The organism is Aureimonas phyllosphaerae (assembly GCF_900113065.1).
Lineage (GTDB): Bacteria > Pseudomonadota > Alphaproteobacteria > Rhizobiales > Rhizobiaceae > Aureimonas > Aureimonas phyllosphaerae.
The window spans coordinates 1-24,216 of sequence record NZ_FOOA01000021.1; the positions used below are offsets into that span (position 1 = coordinate 1).

At 69.9% G+C, this 24,216-nt stretch carries 20 protein-coding genes; 7 read left to right on the forward strand and 13 right to left on the reverse strand.

Translation table 11 applies throughout. From position 1 onward, the window contains the following. Window positions 1-266: 266 nt before the first annotated feature. Window positions 267-476: a hypothetical protein gene (locus BM175_RS22460; RefSeq protein ID WP_139224702.1), complete on the reverse strand. Its 210-nt coding sequence runs from the start codon at window positions 474-476 to the stop codon at window positions 267-269. Window positions 477-824: 348 nt separating this feature from the next. Here BM175_RS22460 and BM175_RS18625 point away from each other — a divergent pair, with 348 nt between their 5' ends. Then, a complete protein-coding gene (locus BM175_RS18625) occupies window positions 825-2,756 on the forward strand; it encodes a M23 family metallopeptidase (RefSeq protein ID WP_090965741.1) in 1,932 nt (643 codons plus the stop codon). A gap of 48 nt (window positions 2,757-2,804) precedes the next feature. Here BM175_RS18625 and mgrA read toward each other — a convergent pair whose 3' ends face one another. The 3 genes from mgrA to BM175_RS18640 form a co-directional block, all read right to left on the reverse strand. Then, window positions 2,805-3,845: an L-glyceraldehyde 3-phosphate reductase gene (gene mgrA, locus BM175_RS18630; RefSeq protein WP_090965743.1), complete on the reverse strand. Its 1,041-nt coding sequence runs from the start codon at window positions 3,843-3,845 to the stop codon at window positions 2,805-2,807. 127 nt (window positions 3,846-3,972) lie between these two features. Beyond that, a complete protein-coding gene (locus BM175_RS18635) occupies window positions 3,973-4,947 on the reverse strand; it encodes an extensin-like domain-containing protein (protein ID WP_139224703.1) in 975 nt (324 codons plus the stop codon). Window positions 4,948-4,972: 25 nt separating this feature from the next. Continuing rightward, complete coding sequence (locus tag BM175_RS18640; RefSeq protein ID WP_090965746.1) at window positions 4,973-6,352, reverse strand: L,D-transpeptidase family protein; 1,380 nt, start codon at window positions 6,350-6,352, stop codon at window positions 4,973-4,975. Between the two features lie 216 nt (window positions 6,353-6,568). On the opposite strand from BM175_RS18640, the gene BM175_RS18645 reads away from it, so the two are divergent. Next, a complete protein-coding gene (locus tag BM175_RS18645) occupies window positions 6,569-6,955 on the forward strand; it encodes a PRC-barrel domain-containing protein (protein ID WP_175526914.1) in 387 nt (128 codons plus the stop codon). A gap of 72 nt (window positions 6,956-7,027) precedes the next feature. On the opposite strand, the gene clpB is transcribed toward BM175_RS18645, so the two are convergent. After that, window positions 7,028-9,643: an ATP-dependent chaperone ClpB gene (gene clpB, locus BM175_RS18650; protein WP_090965748.1), complete on the reverse strand. Its 2,616-nt coding sequence runs from the start codon at window positions 9,641-9,643 to the stop codon at window positions 7,028-7,030. Between the two features lie 339 nt (window positions 9,644-9,982). Here clpB and BM175_RS18655 point away from each other — a divergent pair, with 339 nt between their 5' ends. Continuing rightward, on the forward strand, window positions 9,983-10,705 hold the full coding sequence (locus BM175_RS18655; protein WP_244546075.1) for a transferase: 723 nt from the start codon (window positions 9,983-9,985) through the stop codon (window positions 10,703-10,705). On the opposite strand, the gene BM175_RS22815 is transcribed toward BM175_RS18655, so the two are convergent. Next, complete coding sequence (locus BM175_RS22815) at window positions 10,702-11,169, reverse strand: hypothetical protein (protein ID WP_175526915.1); 468 nt, start codon at window positions 11,167-11,169, stop codon at window positions 10,702-10,704. The genes BM175_RS18655 and BM175_RS22815 overlap by 4 nt on opposite strands. Before the next feature lie 163 nt (window positions 11,170-11,332). Between BM175_RS22815 and BM175_RS18660 the strand changes: the two genes are divergently transcribed. Both BM175_RS18660 and BM175_RS18665 read left to right on the forward strand, forming a co-directional pair. Beyond that, window positions 11,333-13,603, forward strand: a complete 2,271-nt coding sequence (locus tag BM175_RS18660; protein WP_175526916.1) for a putative bifunctional diguanylate cyclase/phosphodiesterase — start codon at window positions 11,333-11,335, stop codon at window positions 13,601-13,603. A 93-nt stretch (window positions 13,604-13,696) separates the two neighbouring features. Continuing rightward, window positions 13,697-14,443 carry a class I SAM-dependent methyltransferase gene (locus BM175_RS18665; RefSeq protein WP_090965754.1) on the forward strand — a complete coding sequence of 249 codons (747 nt, stop codon included), beginning with the start codon at window positions 13,697-13,699 and terminating at the stop codon, window positions 14,441-14,443. Between the two features lie 27 nt (window positions 14,444-14,470). Here BM175_RS18665 and fdhD read toward each other — a convergent pair whose 3' ends face one another. Genes fdhD through BM175_RS18680 form a run of 3 tightly spaced genes read right to left on the reverse strand, consistent with a single transcriptional unit; the run spans window position 14,471 to window position 16,667 of the window. Beyond that, a complete protein-coding gene (fdhD, locus tag BM175_RS18670; RefSeq protein ID WP_090965756.1) occupies window positions 14,471-15,307 on the reverse strand; it encodes a formate dehydrogenase accessory sulfurtransferase FdhD in 837 nt (278 codons plus the stop codon). 29 nt (window positions 15,308-15,336) lie between these two features. Beyond that, window positions 15,337-16,101 carry an anti-sigma factor gene (locus tag BM175_RS18675; RefSeq protein WP_175526917.1) on the reverse strand — a complete coding sequence of 255 codons (765 nt, stop codon included), beginning with the start codon at window positions 16,099-16,101 and terminating at the stop codon, window positions 15,337-15,339. Further along, window positions 16,098-16,667, reverse strand: a complete 570-nt coding sequence (locus BM175_RS18680) for a sigma-70 family RNA polymerase sigma factor (protein WP_175526918.1) — start codon at window positions 16,665-16,667, stop codon at window positions 16,098-16,100. The genes BM175_RS18675 and BM175_RS18680 overlap by 4 nt, the downstream gene beginning before the upstream one ends. Window positions 16,668-16,754: 87 nt before the next feature. Between BM175_RS18680 and BM175_RS18685 the strand changes: the two genes are divergently transcribed. Together BM175_RS18685 and BM175_RS18690 are read left to right on the forward strand one after the other, a co-directional pair. Next, window positions 16,755-17,117, forward strand: coding sequence for a DUF427 domain-containing protein (locus BM175_RS18685; RefSeq protein WP_090965762.1), 363 nt, complete (start codon window positions 16,755-16,757; stop codon window positions 17,115-17,117). A 79-nt stretch (window positions 17,118-17,196) separates the two neighbouring features. Next, window positions 17,197-17,631 (forward strand): DUF1236 domain-containing protein, encoded by a 435-nt coding sequence (locus tag BM175_RS18690; RefSeq protein ID WP_090965764.1) that lies wholly within the window; start codon window positions 17,197-17,199, stop codon window positions 17,629-17,631. Between the two features lie 63 nt (window positions 17,632-17,694). On the opposite strand, the gene BM175_RS18695 is transcribed toward BM175_RS18690, so the two are convergent. The 4 genes from BM175_RS18695 to BM175_RS23375 are packed head-to-tail and all read right to left on the reverse strand — an operon-like array spanning window position 17,695 to window position 24,027. Then, on the reverse strand, window positions 17,695-17,979 hold the full coding sequence (locus BM175_RS18695) for an Rdx family protein (protein WP_090965766.1): 285 nt from the start codon (window positions 17,977-17,979) through the stop codon (window positions 17,695-17,697). Between the two features lie 36 nt (window positions 17,980-18,015). Further along, entirely contained in the window at window positions 18,016-21,516 is a 3,501-nt protein-coding gene (locus BM175_RS18700; RefSeq protein WP_090965768.1) for an error-prone DNA polymerase, read from the reverse strand. Then, the gene (locus BM175_RS18705) at window positions 21,513-23,117 is read right to left on the reverse strand and encodes a Y-family DNA polymerase (RefSeq protein ID WP_425285293.1); all 1,605 of its coding nucleotides are present in this window, start codon (window positions 23,115-23,117) and stop codon (window positions 21,513-21,515) included. The genes BM175_RS18700 and BM175_RS18705 overlap by 4 nt, the downstream gene beginning before the upstream one ends. Beyond that, window positions 23,086-24,027, reverse strand: a complete 942-nt coding sequence (locus BM175_RS23375; RefSeq protein WP_090965770.1) for an ImuA family protein — start codon at window positions 24,025-24,027, stop codon at window positions 23,086-23,088. The genes BM175_RS18705 and BM175_RS23375 overlap by 32 nt, the downstream gene beginning before the upstream one ends. Between the last annotated feature and the right edge of the window lie 189 nt (window positions 24,028-24,216).

A 24,216-nucleotide genomic window follows, 5' to 3' on the forward strand; every position in this document is an offset into this window, starting at 1 on the left:
AAGCCGTCCTCGACCAACACCGCCGTCCACGTCTCTCTTTCTTCCGTTCTCTCTTCAATTCTCAAAGAACCCGGCAAACCACAAAAGTCCGCCGCTCGGGTGACCAACCTGGCCAGCCACCCTTCAAGCATGCCAGAAGCAAACTCGAAAAAACTCGTCCGACACTCACAAGAGGCGCAAAACCGAGCCAGCCAGCCATCCCCTCCCAGATATCCCGGAAGAACACAACCGCTAACCCAACTTCCCGGCAAACCAACCAGACCGCCTCAGCCGTCCAACCCGTCCGCCCCGGCGCCACCGCCGTCGTCGATGAGCGGCTTATAGGGGGAGATACGCAGGAAGGTCAACAGGGAAATGCGGGAAATCGCGAAGAAAATGCAGATCGCCAGCAATTGCAGCAGCTTGCCACCGCGCAAAACCGTCAGACCAGTGTCACGACAACGATATGCAAACGGTACCGCGAGGCGCGGGTCCAAGCGCTCGAAGCGATTGGGTGCTCGATAGACCTATCCGGAAGCGACACTCTGAATGGAGGCGCGACCAGGATGTCGAAGGCGCGGCTTCTGGTTTCCGGCAGCCGCGGCCTCGGGAGGCTTTCAGTCTGTGTATTCGGCCGGAGGCGAAGTGTCCGTCCCCAGCTTCCCCAGGAGCTGAACTGGCCAATTGGTTGACATCTCCTGATCGCCGCCTCTCTATCTCCGGCAACGATCGTCCCTGTGGCCGCCCCGCAACAGAGGACGGTCCGGGGATGCCCCTTGCGCGTCGCCTTCGCTTTTCGGCCGCTTTGTTGAGGCCAGGGGAAGGCGGACCAGCATGAGACCGGAATGAATCACGAGCGATACGCCAAGCCGAACTTCGGGAACCAGCCTGCGCTCGTCGCCGACGTCCGTCGCAAGCCGGACCGCCGCCAGGTCTCGGCCCGCTGGCTCGCCGGCACCCTTCTGACCGGCCTGACGTCGAGCGCGATGATGGGCATCGCGCTCTCGGCCGCCCACGATGGTCGCCGCATGCTGGTCTACCCGGCGGTCGTCGGCGAGATCGCCGCGCCTCAGACCGATATCGTCGAGCGCGGTGAACGGGTGTTCGCGACCCCGATCCCGATCGACCGCAACCGCTCGACCATCGAGGTGCCGACATTGATGCGCGAGGGCGATCGCGAGGTCATCCGCTCCCTCCCCTTCGCCTACGCCTCGATGCTTTTGGGCGCGCGCCATCCGACCACTGTCTCCTATCCCGCCTTCGATGCCATGAACGTCATCGGCAGCGACGACGACGAGCCGGAACCCGCGCAGGCCCCCGAGACCGGACAGATTTACGATGCCAAGGTCGAGGGCGACGTCGATCTCGCCGTCGAGCCGTTCGAGTTCGACGGCGCGACCTATGACGACGCGCCCGATATCGGGACGCGCGAGGCTGAGCTTCTCGTGCGCGAGGCCGTGCCGCGGCTCGCCTCCGCGCCGGTCCAGGTCGCCGCCTATCAGGCCTTCGACACCTCCCGCTTCGGCGGTTCGCTTACGGACGCGTCGGAATATGTGCCCGGCTCGGCCGCGCGCGTGACGGCCGAGAACGTATCGATGTCGCCCGCCGAGGAGCGACAGGAACGGGTCTCCCGATATTTCGAGGAGATCGTGCCGTTCCGCGAAACGCTCGAGATTTCCGGCGCTCTCGCCGAGAACGGGCACGAGGACGGCGAGGCCGCCGCTTCGCGCCTTTCGGCGCTTCTCGGGCGCAGCGCGCTCGACGCCGGCGAGGTGCTGCGTCTGGGTCTCGAGCCGTCCGGCGAGGGATCGCGGATCGTGCGCCTGTCGGCCTATCGGGGCGAACAGCATCTGGCGACCGTGGCGCTCGCCGACGACGGCTCGTTCGAGGAAGGACCGGAGCCCGCGCTCAGCCGCTCCGTCGCCCAAGCCTTCGACGAGAACGCTACAGAGGCGCCGCTGCGCCAGAACATGCCGACCGTCTACGACGGCATCTACCAGGCGGCCCTCGCCTACGGGCTCGACGACCGCCTCTGCCGCAAGCTATTGAAAATCCTCTCGTCGGACGTCGACTTTCAGGCGCGGCTCGATCCGACCGATCGGCTCACACTTCTCTATTCTTTGAAGGAAGGCGAGGAGGAGGCGAGCGCCGACTCGCAGATCCTCTTCGTCGAAGCGAAGTTCGGCGACACCACCAAGCGCTACTACCGCTTCTTCACCTCCGACGACGACCAGACCGACTACTACGACGACGACGGGCGCAGCGCGAAGCAGTTCCTCCTGCGCAACCCGGTGCCCAAGGGCCGGTTCACCTCGCCCTTCGGCTCGCGCCGCCATCCCGTTCTCGGCTACGCCCGCATGCACTGGGGCGTCGACTGGGCGGCGCCGCGCGGCACCCCCATCCTCGCGTCCGGCTCCGGCATCGTGGAGCAGGCGGGCTGGTCGACGGGCTTCGGCCAGCAGACCATCATCCGCCATGCCAACGGCTACGAGACGTCCTATTCGCACCAGAGCAAGATCGCCGGCGGCGTCGTGAAGGGCGCGCGCGTCCGCCAGGGGCAGATCATCGGCTATATCGGCTCGACGGGCCTGTCGACCGGCAACCACCTGCATTACGAGGTCACCGTCAACGGCACGCGCGTCGACCCGATGCGCATCCGTCTCCCGTCGGGCCGGCAGCTTTCCGGCGATCAGCTCGTCGCCTTCCAGCGCGAGCGCGAGCGGATCGACAACCTCTTGAAGGACAGCGTCGACGAGATGCGCGTCGCCGCGCACTAGATCCGAAGAAGGGCGAGCCGCTTCGGCCCGCCCTCCTCTCTTCGGGCGTCAGGCCGGCTGGCGACCGATCGACGACTGCGAGCGCCACAGGTCGATACCGCCTTCGGTGGCCGAGCGGTCGATGGCGGCGAGTTCCTCACCCGAGAACTCGAGATTGTCGAGGGCATCCAGCGAGGAGTCGAGCTGCGCCACCGTGCGTGCGCCGATCAGCGCCGAGGTGACGGCCGGGTTCCGGAGCACCCAGGCGATCGCCATCTGCGCCAGCGACTGGCCGCGCGCCTTGGCGATCTCGTTGAGAGCGCGGATGCGCGCGACGTTCTCATCGTTGACGAGATCGGGCGAGAAGGACTTCGCCTTTGCCGCACGCGACCCTTCCGGCACCCCGCCAAGATACTTGTCGGTCAGGAGACCCTGCGCCAGCGGCGAGAAGGCGATGCAGCCGACGCCGAGCGTGGTCAGCGTGTCGAGGAGTTCCTCCTCCACCCAGCGGTTCAGCATCGAGTAGGACGGCTGGTGGATCAGCATCGGCGTGCCCATGGCCTTCAGCATGGCATGGGCTTCGCGCGTGCGGTCCGGACCGTAGGAGGACACGCCGACATAGAGCGCCTTGCCCGAGCGCACGATCGCATCGAGCGCGCCCATCGTCTCCTCCAGCGGCGTCTTCGGGTCGGGCCGGTGGTGGTAGAAGATGTCGACATAGTCGAGCCCCATGCGCTTCAGGCCCTGGTCGAGCGAAGCGACGAGATACTTGCGCGAACCGAAGTTGCCGTAGGGGCCTGGCCACATGTCCCAGCCCGCCTTGGTCGAGATCACCAGCTCGTCGCGATAGGGGCGGAAGTCGAGGTCCATCCAGCGGCCGAAGTTCTCCTCGGCGGAGCCCGGAGGCGGCCCGTAATTGTTGGCGAGATCGAAGTGGGTGACGCCGCGGTCGAAGGCCCGGCGCAGGATCGCCCGGCCCGTCTCGAACACGTCGGTGCCGCCGAAGTTCTGCCAGAGGCCGAGCGAGATGGCGGGCAGGTCGAGCCCGGAGCGGCCGCAGCGGCGGAAGTTGACGCGGGCATAGCGTTGGTCGTCGGCGGTATAGGGCATGAATCCTCCTCTCGGCCGCCGGAGCCGGCGGCGCGGGCGGACTATAGTCGCAAGCCCTGCGGAGGAAAGACGCGACGGGGGCTCGGCCGGCAAAACGTCCGAGGAATTGCGTGTCTGCCGAACGGGGTCAGCGGCAATAGGTGGCGTCGCCGTTGCGGGCCGCGATGTCGAGGTGAAGATGGGTGCCGTGATCGCTGTCGGTGCCGGGTCCGAGAACCGTGCGGAACGGCCCGCAGGCGGCCCGGCGCACCGCGGCCGCGAACCGGTCGGCCGGCGTTCCCGCCTCCTTCGCCTCCACCGGCTGCGTCGTGCCGTCGGAGAGCTCGAAGCCCGCGATGTCGATGGCGCTGCCGCGCGAATGCTCCGAGATCTTCTGTTCGCTCGCCCGTGCGCGGCAGACATAGGTGGAGGCCTGCGTCAGTGCCTTGACCTTCGCCCCCTTGAACTCGGCCTTGGCGGCGGGCGCCACCCCTTCCGACACCCAGACGTCGAGCGCCAGCGCCGTCCGGCACAACATCACCGTGCCGGGCTCGACGCTCGTGCCGTTGGAGAGCGTCTTCACCGACACCGGGCGCAGCACGCCGCAGTCGCCCTCGGCGATCGTCTCGCCCACGGTGAAATCGGCGCCGCGCGCCTTGAGTTCGCCCTCGCACTGGATGGCATCCTCGACGGCCGCCGCGGCCTCGACGGTTTCGGCCGGCGTCACGGCCATCGGCGGCACGTCCGGCGCGCCGGGCTCGGGCTCGGTGCGGGCCTTCTCGGGAGACACGTAGGCGGGCTGCGGCGCATCACGCGCGGGCGCTGGCGGCGCAGTGGGTGGGGCCTCGGGCTCGGCCGGCGCTGCGGGCGCGGCATCGGCAGGTGCCGCCGCAGCGGCGGCCGGCGCCTCGGGCGGTGCCGGGCGCTCCTCCGGGACTGGCACGCTTGCGGGATCGGGGGTCGCGGCTTCGCTCGCCGGGTTCGACGGCGCGCCCGGCGCCACGTCGGCTGCGGCCGGCCGCTCGCCAGGTGCTTCGGTCGGCACGGGCACGGTCTGCGCCGCGGCGGGTGCGGCGGCAAGGAAGCCCAGCATCGCCAGCTGGAAGATCAACCGGTCTGCCATCCGCGGCCCCCGCTTCATGCCGTTGTCAGTCCACGAACTCGACGGTGACGCCCGGCTTCACCAGCTTGGCGAGTTCGGCTGCGTCCCAGTTGGTCAGTCGCACGCAGCCGTGGCTGTTGGTCTTGCCGATCTTCGAGGGCTCGGGCGTGCCGTGGATGCCGTAGGTCGGCTTCGACAGCGCGATCCAGATCGTGCCCACAGGCCCGTTGGGGCCGGGCGGGATGGTCAGCACCTTGTCGTTGGCGCCCTGCTTGAAGTTGATCTTCGGATTGTAGGTGTAGTTCGGATCGAAGGCGATACGGGCGACCTCCACCGTACCGGAGGGCGAGGGCGTCGAGGTCGAGCCGATCGAGGACGGGTAGGCGGCGACGAGCCGCCCGCTCGCATCGTAGGCGCGCACCTGCTCGCGCCCCTTGTCGGCGATGATCTTGGCGACCTCCTGACCGGTCACGTTCTCGCCGGTCGCCATGACCTTGATCTGCGTGCCCGGACGGGTGAAGTCGGCGCCGGGGTTGATCTCCTTGAGGTAGCCCTCGTCCATGTGGAAGCGCTCGGCGAGCATTTCGGTGACGCGCTCGTAGCTCATCGCCGGCAGCATCGCCTTGTGGGCGTAGTCCTCGGGGATCGCCGCGACATAGGGGCCGCCAACATCCTCGTTGGTGATCTCGTAGGTGACGACGGCGGGACCGCCGGTCGCCATCAGTTCTTCCATCAGCGACTGGGCGTTGGTCGCGTCGATCGAACGGCCGGTCATCTCGGCATAAGCGGCGACCGCCTTGTCGACATTGCCGCCCATGCGCCCGTCGATCACGCCCGGCGAGGCGCCGGCGCGGTCGAGGAGCACCTGCAGCGCCGCGATCTCGATCTTGGCGTTCTTGCCGGTCGGCCCGGCGACCTTCGGCGCCGGGTTCGATTCGATCATGGTCTGGCCTTCGAGGCGGGGACCGGAATTCGGATAGGCGGCCGCGCCTTCACCCGGCGCGATCGAACCGGTGGTGCCCTGGTCGGGCAGTCCGGCCTGATCCCAGGCGCCCGGCGGTGGCAGCGGCTGACTCTCGACCGGCGCATCGCCATAGGTGTCGTAGTCGTCGTAGGGGTTCTGCGGCGCGCCATAGCCATAGTCGGCCGGCGGCACTTCGCCGACCCGGCCTTCCAGCACCACCGGCCCGGAGGGCGCGTTGCCGCGCTGCCCCCGCCGCTGCCGCCGGTCGCCCGGCCGCTCCACCGCGATCACCCGGCCGTAGGAATCCACCGTGACAATGTTGCCGAACTCGTCGCGAAAGCTTTCCGTGCCGGGACCGTAGTCCTCGTAGGCCGGGTCGTAGCCTTGCGCGGCGGCCGGAAGGACGCCGGCCGACAGGCTGGCCAGAACGAGGGCCACCGCCCCCACCGCACCCTTTGCCATGTCCCCTGCCTCCTTCGCTCAAGCCTTGCGGGCGACGCCCGGACGGCGAACGCCTGACAGGCAAATAGGGCGCAATGCTGGTCCGAAGATGGTTAACGAAGCGCAAATGAACCGGGCGTTAACAACGTCGCAACCGTCCCGCACCCAGCCTTTTTCGGAACACGCCGCGGCGCTTGCCGTTTCCCCGGTCACGAGCAACCGAAGGGAGAAGGTACGATGTCCTCCACTCTGGGAACCGGCGCCACGTCCGAGATCGAGGTCGGGGCCGACGCCATCGAGGCGAGCCGCGTCAACGGCACGCGCGTCTACAACACCGACGGCGACAATCTCGGCCACATCTACGACATCGTGATCGGCAAGCGCGACGGGCGCGTCAAATACGCCATCATGTCGTTCGGCGGTTTCCTCGGCATCGGCGAGGAATACCACCCCCTGCCCTGGGAGGTGCTGAAATACGACGAGCGCCAGGGCGGCTACGTCGTCGGCATCACCATCGACCAGTTGAAGGACGCGCCCCGCTTCGGCGCGGCCGAGCGCCCGAACTGGGTCGATGCCGACTATGGCCGGCGCATCAACGACTATTACGGTGTCGCCTACTACTGAGCGGCGACCCGCAGGCAAAAAAGGGGGCGGCTCGGCGGGCCGCCCCCTTTCTCGTTTCCGATCGTCGGGCCGTCAGGCCGCGACCCGGTCTCCCGCCGTGCCGGCCTTCGAACCGACGACGTAGAAGTTGAGCCGGTCGGTGCCGGACGAGATCTTCACCCGGTCCTCGTCCTTCACCTCGCCGAGAAGTATCTTCTCGGCGAGCGGATCCTGCACCTCGCGCTGGATCACCCGCTTCAGGGGACGCGCGCCGTAGGCCGGATCGTAGCCCTTGTCGGCGAGCCACTCGCGCCCGCTCTCGTCGAGCTCCAAGACGATCTTGCGCTCCTCGAGAAGCTTCTCGAGGCGGCCCATCTGGATGTCGACGATCGCCCCCATCTCCGTCCGCTTCAGGCGGTGGAACAGGATGATCTCGTCGACGCGGTTGAGGAACTCCGGCCGGAAGGCCGAGCGCACGACGTCCATCACCTGCGGCCTGGCGCTGGCGACATCCTCGTCGTCGCGGAGCGCCGTCAGGTACTCCGAGCCAAGGTTCGAGGTCATCACAATCAGCGTGTTGCGGAAGTCGACCGTGCGCCCCTGCCCGTCCGTCAGACGCCCGTCGTCGAGCACCTGGAGGAGGACGTTGAAGACGTCGGGGTGGGCCTTCTCGATCTCGTCGAAGAGGATCACCTGGTAGGGCCGCCGCCGCACCGCCTCGGTGAGGACGCCGCCCTCTTCGTAGCCGACATAGCCCGGAGGGGCGCCGATCAGCCGGGCCACGGAGTGCTTCTCCATGAACTCCGACATGTCGATGCGCACCATCGCGGTCTCCTCGTCAAAGAGGAAGCGCGCAAGCGCCTTGGTCAGCTCCGTCTTGCCGACGCCGGTGGGCCCGAGGAAGATGAACGAGCCGATCGGCCGGTTCGGGTCCTGGAGCCCGGCGCGGGCGCGGCGGACGGCACGGCTGACGGCCTGCACCGCCTCGCCCTGGCCGACGACGCGCTTGGCCAGCGCGTCCTCCATCGACAAGAGCTTCTCGCGCTCGCCCTGCATCATCCGGTCGACCGGAATGCCGGTCCAGCGCGAGACGACCTGTGCGACATGGTCGGCCGTCACGGTCTCCTCGACCATCGACGCCTTGCCATCGGAGCCTTCCGCCTCTGCGAGCTCACGCTCCAGCTGCGGGATCTCGCCATAGGCGAGCTCGCCCGCGCGCTGGAACTCGCCGCGGCGCTGCGCGATCGCCAGATCGTTGCGCGCCTCGTCGAGCCGCCGCTTGAGATCGGCGGCTAAGCCCAGCTTCGACTTCTCGGCCTGCCAGGAGGTGGTGAGCCGGTCGCTCTCCTCCTCGAGGTTGGCAAGCTCGGCCTCCAGACGTTCGAGGCGCGAGCGCGCCCCGTCATCGTGTTCCTTCTTCAGGGCCTCGCGCTCGATCTTCAGCTGCACGACGCGCCGGTCGATCTCGTCGAGGGCCTCGGGCTTGGAGTCCACCGCCATGCGCAGGCGCGCGGCGCCCTCGTCCACGAGGTCGATCGCCTTGTCGGGCAGGAAGCGGTCGGTGATGTAGCGGTTCGACAGCTGCGCGGCGGCCACGAGCGCCGAGTCCGAGATGCGCACCTTGTGGTGCTGCTCGTACTTCTCCTTCAGGCCGCGCAGGATCGAGATCGTGTCCTCGACCGTCGGCTCCGACACGAAGACCGGCTGGAAGCGGCGGGCAAGCGCCGGGTCCTTCTCGACATGCTTGCGGTACTCGTCGAGCGTCGTCGCGCCGACGCAGTGCAGTTCGCCGCGGGCGAGCGCGGGCTTCAGAAGGTTGGAGGCGTCCATCGCCCCGTCCGCCTTGCCGGCACCGACCAGCGTGTGCATCTCGTCGATGAAGAGGATGATGCCGCCATCGGCGGACGTCACCTCCGACAGGACGGCCTTCAGCCGCTCCTCGAACTCGCCGCGATACTTCGCACCCGCGATCAGCGCGCCCATGTCGAGCGCCATCAGCTGCTTGTCGCGCAGGGATTCGGGCACGTCGCCGTTGACGAGGCGCAGCGCCAGGCCTTCCGCGATCGCGGTCTTGCCGACGCCCGGCTCGCCGATCAGCACCGGGTTGTTCTTGGTACGGCGGGACAGGACCTGGATCGTGCGGCGGATTTCGTCGTCACGCCCGATCACCGGGTCGAGCTTGCCCTCGCGCGCGTCCTTGGTGAGGTCGCGGGCATATTTCTTGAGCGCGTCATAGCCCTGTTCGGCCGACGCCGTGTCGGCCGTGCGGCCCTTGCGCAAGCTCTCGATCGCCGTGTTGAGGCCCTGCGGGGTGACGCCGGCCTTGGCGAGAATCTCCGACGTCTTGGCGCTCTTCTCCAGCGCGAGGGCGAGCAGCAGCCGCTCGGCGGTGACGTAGCTGTCGCCCGCCTTCTTGGCGATCTCCTCGGCGGTCGCGAAGACCTTGGCGGTCGGAGCGGCGAGATAGATCTGCCCGTTGCCCCCGGACACCTTCGGCAGCGCGTCCAGCGCCGCCTCGACGCCGAGGCGCACGTCCTTCGGCCGGCCGCCGGCGCGCTCGATGAGGCCGGAGGCAAGCCCCTCCGAATCGTCCACCAGCACCTTCAGAAGGTGCTCAGGCACGAACTGCTGGTGGTCGCGCGCCATCGCCGCGGTCTGGGCGGCCTGGATTAAGCCGCGAACCCGGTCGGTGTATTTTTCCATGTCCATTCGTCGTCTCCTTGTCTCGCGCGTCACCCGGCAAACGGCATGCGCGCGAAAAAGCGTGGAGTCGGCCGCCCGAAGGCCGGCCGCTGCGAGGAGATATGGGACGCTTCCGCCTGTGGCAAAAGGGCATCAGGTGGGGGTGCCGAAATTTTTCGCGAGACGCGCGGAGCCCCGGAGTGATGCCCGTTCACCGCACCCGCCGAACAAGTTTGCGTGACGGCTAAGGGCCACGATTGTCCGTTTATGGAAGGTCGTTAATGGTTTGTTAGACAAATCATTCGGATGCTCCCTCACCCCATGCCCGAGTCATTCAGTATCCGACCCCGCAGCGAAAGCGCCGCCGTGGCCGAAGCCGCCTGCCGGCTCGAGGACGAGGTCTGGGGGCATCTCGGATATCTCAATTTCACCGATGCCCATCATCGGCACTACGACACGATCCTGACCCGTTTCGCCGATCTCCAGCTCTGCCTCGTCGACGACGCGACGGGCGAGATGGTGGCGCTCGCCAACTGCACGCCGATCGCCTGGGACGGCGCGGCGCTGCCGGCGAGGGGCTGGGACTGGCTGGTCGAGGAAGGCGCGCGCGACGACGCGCCGGTGCCCAATACGCTCGGGGCGCTCGCGATCTCCGTGCCGCCGCGCCATCGCGGCGCGGGCCACGCACAGCGCATGATCGGCGAGCTGAAGACGCTGTGCGAGCGCCAGGGCTTCTCCTCCCTGATCGCCCCGGTGCGGCCGTCCCGCAAGTTTGGCCACCCGAGCGTGCGCATGCAGGACTATGTCGGCTGGCAGGACCCGCAAGGCCGTTGCTTCGACCCTTGGCTGCGCAGCCATCTTCACCAGGGCGCGCGCCTCGTCGGCGTCTGCGACCGTTCGATGGTGGTAGAGCAGCCGGTGGCCTTCTGGGAGGCCTGGGCCGGCCGCCGCTTCGAGACCTCCGGCCCGTTCGAGATCGAGGGCGGGCTCGTGCCGCTCCAGATCGATCTGGTGCGCGGCGTCGGCCTCTACGAGGAGCCGAACGTCTGGGTGCGCTACGACGGCGTGTCGGGCACTCCGCTCAACTAGTTTCGGCGCGCGCGAAGCGCGCTCGCGGCGCGGCGCCAGGATCGAGGCTCCCTCGCCCATTCCGGCGGCAGCCGTTCCACCTGCGGCAGGGCGCCCTCCGCGAGGCGGCGGCTCATCCAAAGGGCGCGCGCGCAGCGTCCGTTGGCGTGCATGAACGGGGCGAGGTCGCGGAACGCCGCATAGAGCTGCCAGGGCGACAGGTCGGCAGCGAGAAGTTCGTCGATGCCGCAAAGCGTCGAGGCGTCGGGACGCTCCTCGACCGCCGATCGCCCGTCCGGTCCGCTGAGGTGCGCCCGGAGGAGAACGACGTTGCCGGCCCCCACCCGCCGGCGTGCGAAGAAACCGCGATGGGCGGCGATCTCACTGGCTGTCGCAGCTCGCCCGATTCCCGACAGCCGGTTGCTGGCCGTCACGAAGTCGGCGACCCAGGGTTCGAATGCGCATGCCGCCAGATCCAGACCCATGCCGCTTCCCCGACGAGGCGAACGACCGATCCGACGCTTCGTCTCGGCAAATTGCAACAGGAAAGGTGAAGTCTTTCGCAAGACACGCTTGATAGAGTCGTCGTTCAAGCGGCGTTTCTGCCGTGCCTTTGGCTCCGGAGCCGGGTCGGCCATGCAAAACAGGATGGCTCTTCCTCAGTCCCATGCGCGATCGACGGCGATCGCGATCCGCATCCTGATCTTCGCGCTCGGCGTCGCCCTCGTCGGGCTGACGGCCTGGCTCGGCTGGTCGGCCAACCACAACGAGGTCGAGGCGGAGCGCCGGCGCATCGACAATGCGCTCGACCAGACCATCGCCGGTGTCCTCGACCAGCAGCGCAGCGTCGCCTGGTGGGACGACGCGGTGCGCAAGGTCGCCATGGATTACGACGCGGAGTTCACCGCCTCCAACTTCGGTCTGTTCCTGACGGAGACCTACCAGCAGGACGAAGTCTACATCGTCGACGGCATGAACCGCCCGGTCTACACGCATCGGCGCGACGCTTCGGAGACCGAAGCGCCGTCGCCGGCCGAGGTGTCCTCGCGCCTCGCCAGACTGAAGCCCGTCCTCGACGGCGTCCGGCGGGGCGAGCGATCCTTCTCCAGCCGACGCCCCGACCTCTTCCTCGATCGACAGGCCGCCTATCAGAAGCTCGGCGGCGTGCGCACCACGGCCAACTGGTTCAGTGCCGTGATGATGATCGACGACCAGCCCTCGATCGTCACAGCGATCACGATCGGCCCGAACGTCGACATGTCGCTCGTCATGGACCGGCCGTATCTTCTCGTCAGCATCGTCAGGATCACCCCGGAGGTGCTCGAGCAGGTCGGACGCTCGCTCCTGATCTCCGACCTGCGGCTGACCCCGGAGATCGGCGAAGGACCGCTCACCGCCTCCGAGCCTTTCGTCACGGACGAGGGCCACACCGCGGGATATCTGACATGGAAGACGGCGGCCCCCGGCCAGCCGATCCTCTCGGTCATCCTGCCACTCGCCGCGATCCTGTCGATCATCGGCGGCGTCATGGCTGGCCGCATGCTGACGCGCATCGAGGTCGCGACCGACGCGCTGGCCGTGCGCGAGGAAAAGGCCCGTCACGACGCCCGCCACGACGACCTCTCGTCCCTGCCCAACCGGTCGGCCTTCCACGACGAGGCCGGTCACAGGGTGGAGGACGCGCTCGCCTCGTCCGGTCGCCTTCGCATCGGCTATATCGACATCGACCGCTTCAAGGACATCAACGACACGCTCGGCCACCACAAGGGCGACATCCTGATCCGCGAGTTCGGCGCGCGGCTGCGGCGGACCCTGCCGCAGGACATCTTTCTCGCGCGCATCGGCGGCGACGAATTCGCGATGGTAGAAAGCGGCCATGCGGTGGAGCGCAACGACATCGGCGCCCTGATCGCCGAGGCGCTCGCGACGCCGCTGCAGGTCGAGGACCTTGCGGTGACCATCACGTCCTCGGTCGGCATGGCGTCGCTGCCCCAGCACGGCACGACGCTCGACGATCTGACACGCCACGCCGACATCGCGCTCTACGAGGCCAAGCGCCAGGGTCGCAACCGCGCCGTGACGTTCGACGGCTCGATGGCGAAGGATCTGTCCGAGCGCCACCGCATCGAGACCAGCTTGCGCGAGGCGATCCGCACCGAGAGCCTCGAACTCTACTACCAGCCGCTGGTCGACGCGCGGACCGGCCGAATCGAGGAGGCGGAGGCGCTCCTGCGCTGGCATCATCCCGAGCTCGGAACAGTGCCCCCCTCGGTGTTCGTGCCGATCGCCGAAGAGGGTGGCCTGATGCCGGAGCTCGGCGATTTCGTCCTGCGCCGCGCCGTGCGGCAGGCGCGCGACTGGCCCGACCTGTCGATCGCGATCAACCTGTCGCCGCTGCAGTTCCGCCATCGCAACCTGACCGACACGCTCCTGACCCTCACCGATGCCGACGGCGTCGATCCGCGCCGCATCATCCTCGAGGTGACGGAAAGCCTGCTGCTCAACGTCAACACGCAGACCGCCGACACGCTGAAGCGCCTGCGCCGCGCCGGCTTTCGCATCGCGCTCGACGATTTCGGCACGGGCTATTCCAGCCTGCGCTACCTCCTCGACCTGTCCTTCGACCTCATCAAGATCGACCGCTCCTTCGTCAGCGGTACGTCGCAGCAGATGGCCGCCCACACGATCGTCGCCGCGATCGTCGAGATGGGCCACGCGCTCGGCAGCCGCATCGTGGCGGAGGGCGTCGAGACCGAGGAGGAACGCCGGACCATGGCGGCGCTCGGCTGCGACCTCCTGCAGGGCTACCTCTTCGCCAAGCCGCTGCCGGCGCCGGGCCTTGCCGGCTTCGTCGCCTCGTTCAACGCCGACGTCCAGCGGCGTCTAGACGACGGACCGGAGGCGGCGCGGGTGGTCTGAACCCGAAAGGCGTCGTTCGCTCGAGGGCCTCCGGCCTTTCGGTCGTCGGCCGTTCGTGGCAAGAGCGGGCTCAGCGTTTGGGGAACCGCGGCGATGACGAGAGCGAACGGCGCCTACAGCTGGGATCAGTTCGATTCCGAGAGCTACTTCCAGCACTATTACGGCGAGCCGCATGTCGACGACGAGGTGCTGGTCGGGCTGGTGAGCCGGGCCATCGCCCGTGCCGAGCCGGCGGGCCGGGCGCTCGAGACGATCGACATCGGCACCGGTCCGAACCTCTTTCCGCTGCTGTGCGCCCTGCCGCGCGCGAGCCGCCTGACGGCCTGGGAATTCTCGGCAAGCAACGTCGCGTGGCTCGAGGCCGAACTGCGCGCATCGCAGCTTCGGCCCCAGTGGAGCCACTTCTGGCGCGTGGTGGAAGCCTCCGTCGGGGGCGACGTCGCGCTTCCCGCCGATCCGCTCCGTAAGCTCGAGGCGCGCACCACGATCCGCCAGGGCTCGGTCTACGACCTGCCGGAAGCAGGGTGGGATCTCGCCACCATGTTCTTCTGCGCCGAATCGATCACCGGCGACGAGGCCGAGTTCGACCGCGCCTGCGCGCGCTTTGCCGGCTGCGTGCGTCCCGGCGGCACGGTGGTCGGCGCCTTCCTCGTCGGCTCCTCGGACTACGAGGTGGCCGGGCGCCCGTTCCCGATCCTCGACGTGTCGCCCGAGCGCGTGCGCGCCGTGCTGGAGCCAGCGGTGCGCGACCTCCAGTGCGAGACGATCGGGCTCGTCGATCGCGAGATCCGCAGCGGCTATTCCGGCATGCTGTTCGTCTCGGGGGTCCGCCGCGACTGAAGCGCCTGACAGCGCTCGAAATCCTGCCTAGCCGGCCGCCGAAAGGGCGCCCGCACCCTCGATCCGGCCGGGATGGGTGAACACCTCGAACTCCTCACCGCGCACCACGGCAACGAGCGTGACGCCGGCCCGTTCGGCCTCGCCGACCGCCAGCAGCGTCGGCACCGATACGGCAGCGAGCAGGCCGCAGCCCATCATCGCCGCCTTCTGGATCAGTTCCACCGAGACCCGGCTGGTGAGCACCAGGAACCCACCCGCGGGGTCGATGCCCGCGGAGGCGAGGTGCCCCGCGACCTTGTCGAGCGCGTTGTGCCGGCCGACGTCCTCGCGCACCACGACGAGTTCGCCGTTCGCGGTGGCGAAGGCTGCAGCATGAGCCGCCCGCGTGCGCCGGCCAAGGCGCTGCTCGTCCCCCATGGCGTCCATCGCCGCGACTATCACCTCCGGCCCGATCGCCAGTCGCCCGGCCACCGTCGGCAGGGCGCGGGCCGCGAGTTCCAGGCTTTCGACGCCGCAAAGGCCGCAGCCCACCGGCCCGGTCATCTGACGCTTGCGGGCAACATAGCCGGCCGCGCGCTCCGGGGTGAGCCACAACCGGCAGTCGATCCCGACCTCGGTTGCCTCGACGTCGAGCCGCTCGATTTCGGCCGGGTTCGCCGCGATGCCCTCGTTCAGGGCAAGGCCGAGCGCGAGATCGGGAAGGTCGGCGGGCGTCGCCATCATCACGGCATGGGTCGAGCCGTTGACGGAGACTGCGACCGCGACCTCCGCCGGCAGGTCGCGCATGGCCGCCTCGAACCGACCGGCCCGAAACCGTACCGTCGCGGCCGGCCAGGCCTGGCTGTGCGCCGACGTTTCCGGCATTCTCGGCTCCTCCGGCCGCATCCCGCGCCTCAGACGGCGCGCAGCATGCCGTGCCCCACCACGGGCCCGGTGGGCTGGCCGGTGGGCGAGCCGCCCTCCGGCTCCATCGACACGGCGAGCGCCGCGCCCGGCGTGCGCATCATTCCCATGCCGACGCCGGTGCGCGCGCGCAGGTCGACCCGCAGCGGCGCCGAGGGATCGACGAGGCCGAGCGAGATCGGGGTGCCGCCGGCCGGCACCAGCCAGAGTTCCGGCACCCGCCCCTCCTGCGCCTGCAGCGAGACGGGCATCAGCGTGGCGTGGCCGCCGTCCGGATCCACCACGGCCACGAAGAGCGGCGCCCCGCCGTTGGCGGCGATCGACGCCATCATCGGGGCGGCGGCGGGACGGAGGTCGAGCGCAAGTCCGGCAAGGCTCGCGGCGGCGAGCGCCATGGAGCCGATCGCCAGCCACTGCCAGACGGCCGACACGCGACGCCCGCCGGAGCGGGGCGACCTAAGGGCCTGAGCGGACGGCGCGCGACCGGGCGACGCATCCCGAACGTCGCGCCTCGTCGCCGCAGGCCCGAGTTCGGCTTCGATCGCCTGCCAGAGACGCGCGGGCGGCGACACCGCCGGTGTCTCGCCGAGAAGCGGCTGGAGCCGCTCCTCCCAGAGCCCGGTCTCGCGCGAGAGCGCCGGGTCGATGCGCAGCCGCCGCTCGAAGGCGCGGCGCTCGGCCGGCGCCAGGAGGCCGAGCGCATACTCGCCGGCCAGGGCCTCGTCGCCGCCATCCCGTTCGTTGCCCGCGCTCATTCTTCCAGGCATCCCTTCAACCGGATCAGGCCCCGCCGGATCACGCTCTTCATCGTTCCGAGCGGTACGCCCGCTCCCTGCGCCAGGTCCTCGTAGGTCCGCCCCCCGAAGAAGGCGGCCCGGATCGCCTGCGCCGCGCGCGGCTCCAGCCCATCGAGGCAGCCGGCTAGGCGCCGCGCCTCGCCGTCGGCTTCGAGCTGCGACAAGGCGTCGGGCGCCTCGTCCGCCACCTCGTCGGCGGCCTCGAGATCGGTTCCCGCGCGATGGTGCCGGAGCGCCCGCAGGCGGTCGATCGCCCGGTTGCGTGCCAGCGTGCACAGCCAGGTGATCGGGCTGGCGCGCGCGGGGTCGAAGCCGGAGGCCCGGTTCCAGACGGTGACGAAGACGTCCTGGAGGACGTCCTCGGCTTCCGCCTCGTCGTTCAAGATACGCAGCGTGACGCCGAATAGCTTCGCGCTCGTGAGATCGTAGACGGTGCGCAGCGCGTCGCGTTCGCCGTCCGCCACGCGGCCGAGGGCCAGGACAAGGCGCTGGCGCGCGTCTTCGGTCGAGGGGCCGTGCAGCATACGTCTCCGGGGCGTCGAACAGGGAACCGGACGGCAGGCCGCCGGATTGCTCGGAACCAGTCATACCGGCCCTCGAGGAGGAAAGCCATGTCCGCCGTCTCCCAGCCCACCCTGCGCGTCGAGCGCGAGCCGCAGCCCGTGAACGTCACCTTCCACGACACCGTCATCGCCTCGACCACCGAGGCGGTGCGGCTCTACGAGGGCAACCGCGAGCCTGTTCTCTACATCCCGCGCGAGCATGTCGAGATGGCCTATTTCGACGATTCCGACAAACGCACGACCTGCCCGCACAAGGGCGAGGCGCGCTACTGGTCGATCTCGGCGGGCGGCTACGGCGAGACCGACGCCGTCTGGTCTTACGAGGATCCCAAGCCCGCGGCGCGCGAGATCGCCGGCTATCTCGCCTTCTATCCCGACAAGGTGCGGATCATCGTCGGCGAGGGCAAATAGGCGTCGGTGCGGGATGGAACGGATGGACGCCCAGGTTGTTAAGGCGGCCACAGGGACGTTCTTTCAAGGACACACAACCATGCGTCGTTTCATTCTCGCTACCGCTGCCCTTGGCCTGCTGGCCGGTCCGGTCCTCGCCCAGACCACCGTCGTGACCACCACCGAGCCGAAGAGCGAAGGCGAGCAGGCGGCCGGCACGCTGGCCGGCGCCGGCACCGGCGCGGTGGCCGGTGCGCTCGTCGGCGGCCCGGTGGGCGCTGCGATCGGCGGCGTCGCGGGTCTTGCGATCGGCGGTGCGGCCTCCGCGCCGGACGAAGTGCGCCAGTACGTCGTCGCCAACCCGACCCAGCCGGTCGTGGTCGAGGGCGAGATCACGCAAGGGTCGGTCATCCCCGGCTCCGTGACGCTCGTGCCGGTGCCGTCGAACCCGGACTACGAGTATTTCTACACCTCGAACAACCAGCCGGTGATCGTCTCCAAGGCCGACCGCAAGGTCATCTACTACGCCAACTGAGCATCGCTCGGCTGATCGAGAAGGGCCGCCGCGCGTCTCCCGCGCGGTGGCCCTTTTTTCGTGTCAGCGGTCGCTGTGCCCGAGGCTGCGCTCCGGGTCGAGTCGGTCGCGCACGCGCTGCTTCAGCACCTTGGCTTCGGGAAAGCCGCCGTCGGCCTTGCGCTCCCAGATCGTCTCGCCGTCGTAGGCGATCTCGAACGCCCCGCCGGTGCCGGGCAGGAGGGCCACTTCGCCGAGATCCGGCCCGAAGGTCTGCAGGAGTTCCTGCGCGAGCCAGGCGGAGCGCAGGAGCCACTGGCACTGCGTGCAGTAGCGGATGGTGATGCGGGGGGCCGGGTTCGGTTCCATCGGCGTCCTTCCAGCGGCTGTGCCTCGCTCCAGCCTCTAGTGAAAATTGCGCCCCTTGGGCAAGACGGCGCGCATGCCTTTCACCGTCTCCTCGTCGACGTCGCGCGTCGAGGGCAGGACGACACGGGCCGGGCGGCGCACCTCGTCGGCCGAGGCCAGCACCGCGCCGAGCGCTGCGGCAGCCTCGGTCAGGTCGTCGTCCGGCATGGCGGCCGCGTGCCGCGGCTCCGGATGGCGGCGGAGCGGGCTCTTCACGTGGTCGGTCGGCTGCAGGATGCGGGCGCCCTCCAGCCCGCGGTCGGCAAGCCGCGACAGGAGCGGCGTCAGGTCCTCAATCGTCTCGGCGACGAGATGGATCACGCCGCGGTCGGCCTGGACCCGGCCCGAGACGCGCACCAGCCGCGCGCCGAGCACCACCGGGCGGAAGCGTTCGAAGACCTTGGTCCAGACCACGATGTTAGCGACGCCCGTCTCGTCCTCCACCGTCATGAAGATGACGCCCTTGGCCGAACCCGGCCGCTGGCGCACCAGGACGAGCCCGGCCACGCTGGCGCGCCGGCCGGAGCGCACGGTGTCGAGCGTCTGCGCCGGGGCGATGCCGCGCGCCCGAAGGTCCTCGCGCAGGAAGGACACGGGATGCGCCTTCAGGGACAGGGACAGGAAGCGGTAGTCGTTGACCACGGCCTCGCCGAGCGGCATCGCGGGAAGCGTGACCTCGGGCTCGGCCGTCACCTCGCCAAGGCCTTCGAAGAGGGGCAGGCGCTCGGCCGCCGCGCCCTCGCTCAAGGCCCGCGCCGCCCAGAGCGCGTCGCGCCGCGCCAGACCGAGACCCGCAAAGGCGTCGGCGTCGGCCAGCCGCTCCACCGCCTGCCGCGACAGGCCGGTACGCAGCCAAAGTTCGCGCACCGAATCGAACGGACCCGACGTGTCGCGCACCCAGACGAGGCGCCGGATCTCGGTCTCCGACAGGCCCTTCACCTGCCGGAAGCCGAGCCGCACCGCATGGCGCGTGCGGATCGCGGCCGCCGCCTCGCGGTGGCGCGGAAAGACGGCGGCGGGATCGAAGGCGCAGGGCTCCAGCGCCGAGTCCCAAGACGAGGCGTTGACGCAGACGGGGCGCACCTCCACCCCGTGCTCGCGCGCGTCGCGCACCAACTGGGCCGGCGCGTAGAAGCCCATCGGCTGCGCGTTCAGGATCGCGGCGCAGAAGACATCGGGATAGTGGCACTTGATGAAGGCCGAGGCGTAGACGAGGAGCGCGAAGGACGCCGCATGGCTTTCGGGAAAGCCGTATTCGCCAAAGCCCTCGATCTGGCTGAAGCAGCGCTCGGCGAACTCATGCGTGTAACCGTTCCGCAGCATGCCGGAGACCATGCGCTCGCGAAAATCCTTCACCTGCCCCGTACGCCGGAACGTCGCCATGGCGCGGCGTAGCTTGTCGGCCTCCGCCCCGGTGAAGCCGCCCGCCACCATGGCGATGCGCATCGCCTGCTCCTGGAAGAGCGGCACGCCGCAGGTGCGCTCCAGGATCTCGCGCAATTCCTCCTTCGGATAGTCGACGGGCTCGAGCCCCATGCGCCGGCGCAGGTAGGGGTGCACCATGTCGCCCTGGATCGGGCCGGGCCGCACGATCGCGACCTGGATCACGAGGTCGTAGAAGACGTTGGGCTTCAGCTTCGGCAGCATCGTCATCTGCGCTCTGGATTCGATCTGGAACGTGCCGAGCGTGTCGGCGCGATGGGTCATCCGCCAGACCGGCTGGCCCGGCGCCTCCATCGGCAGCGTGTCGAGCGAGGCGGGGCGCCCGTCCAGCGTCGCCTCGCCGGGGTAGAGCGTGTTCAGCATGTCGAAGGCGCGGCGCAGGGCGCTCAGCATGCCGAGCGCCAGGATGTCGATCTTGAGGATCTTCAGCTCGTCGAGATCGTCCTTGTCCCATTCCACGATGATCCGGCCCTTGGAGCCTGTATTGTGGATCGGCACCGTCTCGTCGACGCGCCCGCGCGTCAGCACGAAGCCGCCGACATGCTGCGAGAGATGGCGGGGAAACTCGTTCAGCGCCCGCGCATAGGCGAGGACATTCTGCGTCGTCGGGTCCTCCGCCGACAGGCCGGCGGCATCGGTCTCGCGCGTGCCCATGTCGGCGGGGCCGTAGCCCCAGACCGAGCCCGACAGGGCCGAGACGGCATCCTCCGACAGGCCGAAGGCCTTGCCGACCTCGCGCAATGACGAGCGCGCGCGATAGGAGATGACGGTCGCCGCGATCGCCGCCGAATCGCGCCCGTAGGCGTCGTAGATCCAGTTAATTACCTCGTCGCGGCGCTCGTGCTCGAAGTCGACGTCGATGTCGGGCGGCTCGTCGCGCTCGTCCGACAGGAAGCGGTCGAAGAGGAGGCCGGCCTTTTCCGGGTCCACCTCGGTGATGCCGATGCAGTAGCAGACCGTGGAATTGGCCGCCGACCCGCGCCCCTGGCACAGGATGCCCATCCCGCGCGCGGCCTGGACGATGCGATGGACGGTGAGGAAGTAGGGCTCGTATTTCTTGCGCGCGATGAGCGCGAGCTCGCGCTCGATTTGCGGAAAGATCCGCGCCGGCACGCCGCCGGGATAGCGCCAGTGCGCGCCCTTATAGGCTAGGCGCCGCAGTTCCTCCAGCGGCGAGACGCCGAGGCGCAGCGCCTCGTCGGGATAGTCGTACTGGAGGGTCGCGAGGTCGAAGCGAAGCTCCTCGAAGAAGCGGCGCGCCTCGACGATCGCCGGCTCGAAGCCGCGAAACAGGCGCAGCATCTCGCCCTCGTGCTTCAGCCGCCGCTCGCCATGGGCCGAGAGGATCGCTCGGCCGGCTCCCGCCAGCGGCACGTGCTCGCGGATCGCCGCCACGACGTCGGCGAGCGGGCGCCGCTCGGCCCCGTGGAACAGGGCGTCGTTGGTGGCGAGAAGCGGCGTGCCCCACGTCCTGGCGAGCGCCGCCGCCCGGCCGAGGCGGCGCGCGTCGCCCCCGTCGTGGCGCGGGGCGACAGCGAGGCGGACGGTGCGGGGAAAGGCCGCGCGCAAGGGGCCGAGCGCCGCCTCGAGCCGCTCGGTGGCGCCCGTCCCCGTCGGTCCGTCGCGCCCGAGCCCGTCGGGGGCGAGGACGGCGAGGTTGATCCCCTCGCCCCGTTCCAGAAGATCGGAAAGGTGAAGGATGCAGTCGCCCTTGCGGGCGCGCAGGTTGCCGGTGGTCAGGAGGCGGCAGAGCTGCGCCCAGCCGGCGCGGTCGCGCGGATAGGCGAAGACGTCGGGCGTCGCGTCGGCAAAGACCAGCCGCGCGCCAGGACGGAAAGGGAACCGCTGCACTCGCGCCTGCCCATGCGCGCGCACCACGCCGGCCACCGTGTTGCGGTCGGCAAGGCCGAGCCCGCCGAGCCGCAGCGCCTCGGCCGCGACCACCATCTCGCCGGGCTTGGAGGCGCCGCGCAGGAAGGAGAAGTTCGAGGCCGCCCCGATCTCGCAGAAGCCGGGACCGGGCGCGAGCGGCTCGACCGGCGGCTCGCCGTTCATGCGAAGAGACCGTGCAGGAACCAGCCGGACGGTGCGCCCTCGCCCGCGCCTTGGCGAAACAGCCAGTAGCGCCGACCGGCCTCGTCCTCGACGCGGAAGTAGTCGCGGCTCGCGCCCACATCCCCGAGCCACCATTCCGGCGCGATCCGCTCGGGACCCTCGATCCGGCCGACACGGTAAAAGGCGCGGCGCCAGCGGAACTGGCGGATCGGCCCGTCCGGCACCTCGGCCGTCGCCTCCACCGCTTCCGGCCGGGCGAAGAGGCGCAAGGGGCGCGGCGCGAGATCGGCCTCCACGCCGGAACCGCCCGTCCCGATCGGGGCGACGCGCCGCTGCGCGGCCTCCGGCCGGTGCCGGTCCTCGGGCGCGAAGGCGAACACCGCCGACTCGCCGAGCCGCGTCCCTAGGCGATCGATCAGCGCGCCGAGTTCCTCGGCGGGCCGCGCGCCCGCGTCCTCGAGGTCCTCCTGCCGGTCCGCCATCGCATCCGCCGCCAGAACCGACAGGCGCAGGAGGTCGAAGCCGAAGCCGGCGTCGATCTCGTCCCCGCAGGCCTTCAGCCGCTCGGCGAAGAGACGCGCGATCCGGGCGGGATCGCGCAACGGGGCCCCCGAGCGCACCAGGAGGCGCTCGACATGCCCGTCGACGCGAAACAGCGCGAGCTCCGCCTCGCGCAGGCCCTCGCCGCGCTCGGCCAAGGTCTCGCACAGCCGGGCGGCCAGGTGGGTCGCGATGCGCAGGATGTCTTCGGGCAAGCTCACCGGCTCGAACAGGCGGCGCTCGCGGATGAGGAGCGCGACCGCCCGGCGCGGCTCGATCGGACGGCGGGCGGCGCCCGTCGCCTCGTCCAGCCGGCGGGCGATGTCGGGGCCGAAGCGGCGGTGGAGGGCGGCGCGCGGCAGCGCAAGGAGATCGCGCACCCGGCGAAGGCCGAGCCGGTGGAGCCGTGCGGCGGTCTCCGTGTCGAGCCGCAGGCCGCTTCCCACGGGTAGGCCCTCCACCGCGGCACGCTCGTCTCCGCTCGCCACGAGGCGCGCCGCCCCGGCCACGCCGACGCAGGCGCGCGCCGTGCCGGGATGGGCGGCGACCGCTGCCTCGACCGCAAAGCCCTGGCGCTCCAGCCGAGAGACGAGATCGTCTCGGAGAGCGCCCGCTCCGCCGAAAAGGTGGGACGCGCCCGTCAGATCGAGAACGAGGCCGTCGGCGCCGTCGAGGGCGACGAGCGGCGTGTAGCGGTCGCACCAGTCGGCCACCGCGTCGAGGAGACGCCGGTCGGCCGCCGCGTCGGCCGGCCGGTAGTCCACGTGGGGAAAGCGGGCGCGCGCTTCCGCAAGGCCGAGGCCGGGCACGAGGCCGAGCGCCTCGGCGCGCTCGCACGAGGATACGATCCGCTCGGCCCGGTCCTCGCGGGTGAAGAGCGCGAGCGGCGGGATGTCGGCCTCCGGCATGTCCGCCGCCTGCCCCACGTCAGACGGCTTGTACCCCCTGCCCACGTCCGGCGGGGTGTGTCCCCTGCCCGCGTCCGGCGGGCGATGCCCGTTGCCAGCGCCGAGCGGCACCGGCAGGAGGTCAGGCCGCGCCGAAGCGTCGGTGCGCGGCATCCTCCCCCGCCGCGCCACCGCGAAGGGACCGCAGCGCCACGAGCGCCCCAGTTCCTCGCGCCGGATCCGGTCGCAGGGCAGCCGCGTCAGCCGGAGCGCCAGGAATTCGCCCGGCCGCGCGCCGGAGGGGGTCGTGGTCGAGGAAGCGTCGGTCATGGGGATCCCACTCCAGGCAGAGCGTTCGGGGCGACAGTCCCCGCGCCTTTTCAAGCGACAGGGAAAAACGGGGGCAGCCGATCAAGGGCAGCGATTCCAGCCCCGGCACGGGGGCGGCGCGCACCGGCTCGACCAGCACGCGGACGGGGGCGGCGGTGGCTTCCGGCTCGCCGCCCTGGCGCAGGAGCATCACCGCGCCGCCCGCCTCCCGGGCGCGGGTGTGGAGGCGCCGCGTGCCCTCCAGCCCGAGAAGCGTCGGATTGCCGCGCAATTCGACCACGACCAGCGCGGCGGCGCCCGAACGCGCGGCTTCCTCGCCCGCCCAGGCCGCGTCCACGATGCGGCGTGCGCGCACCACGACCAGAGCGTCGGGGTCGAGGCCGAAATGGGCGAGCCCCTCGCGATAGGGCATGCCGCCTTCGGCGAGCGCATCGGCCGCCGCGATCCAGATCAGCGGACGGCGCGCCGAGGCGCCGAGGCGGATGCCGAGCGCCAGCGCGAAGCCGACGCCCGCGCCGCCGTCGCGCATGGCGAGCGTGCGCGCTTCCACCAGCCCCGCGCGCGGCAGCCCGCCTCCGAGCGCGGCGTCGAAGGCCGGCGCGCCCAGCGCCAGACGATCGTCGTCATTGGGTTTTTCGTCCTCCCCATCCGGCACGCCGCGCGCGAACGGCGCCCCTTCGATCCGCCCAATCGCCTGGCGCAGCGCCGAAAGCGTCGCGGCGCGTGCGCGGTCGGGCTCACCGCCCGGCCCCACCCCAGCGTCCTCTGTCGCGTCGGTTGCGGGACGCCTTTCATCCGGGGTATCTACGGGCTCCAGGCCCGGTCGTCGTCGCGGTCCAGTGGTCCAGGTCATGCCGGTCTCCATCGGCGGATGGGTTCATGGCCGCCTTCGTGTTCCTCATATGTTCTAGGAAATTTCCGAGTCGCCCCCCGGAGTCAAGGA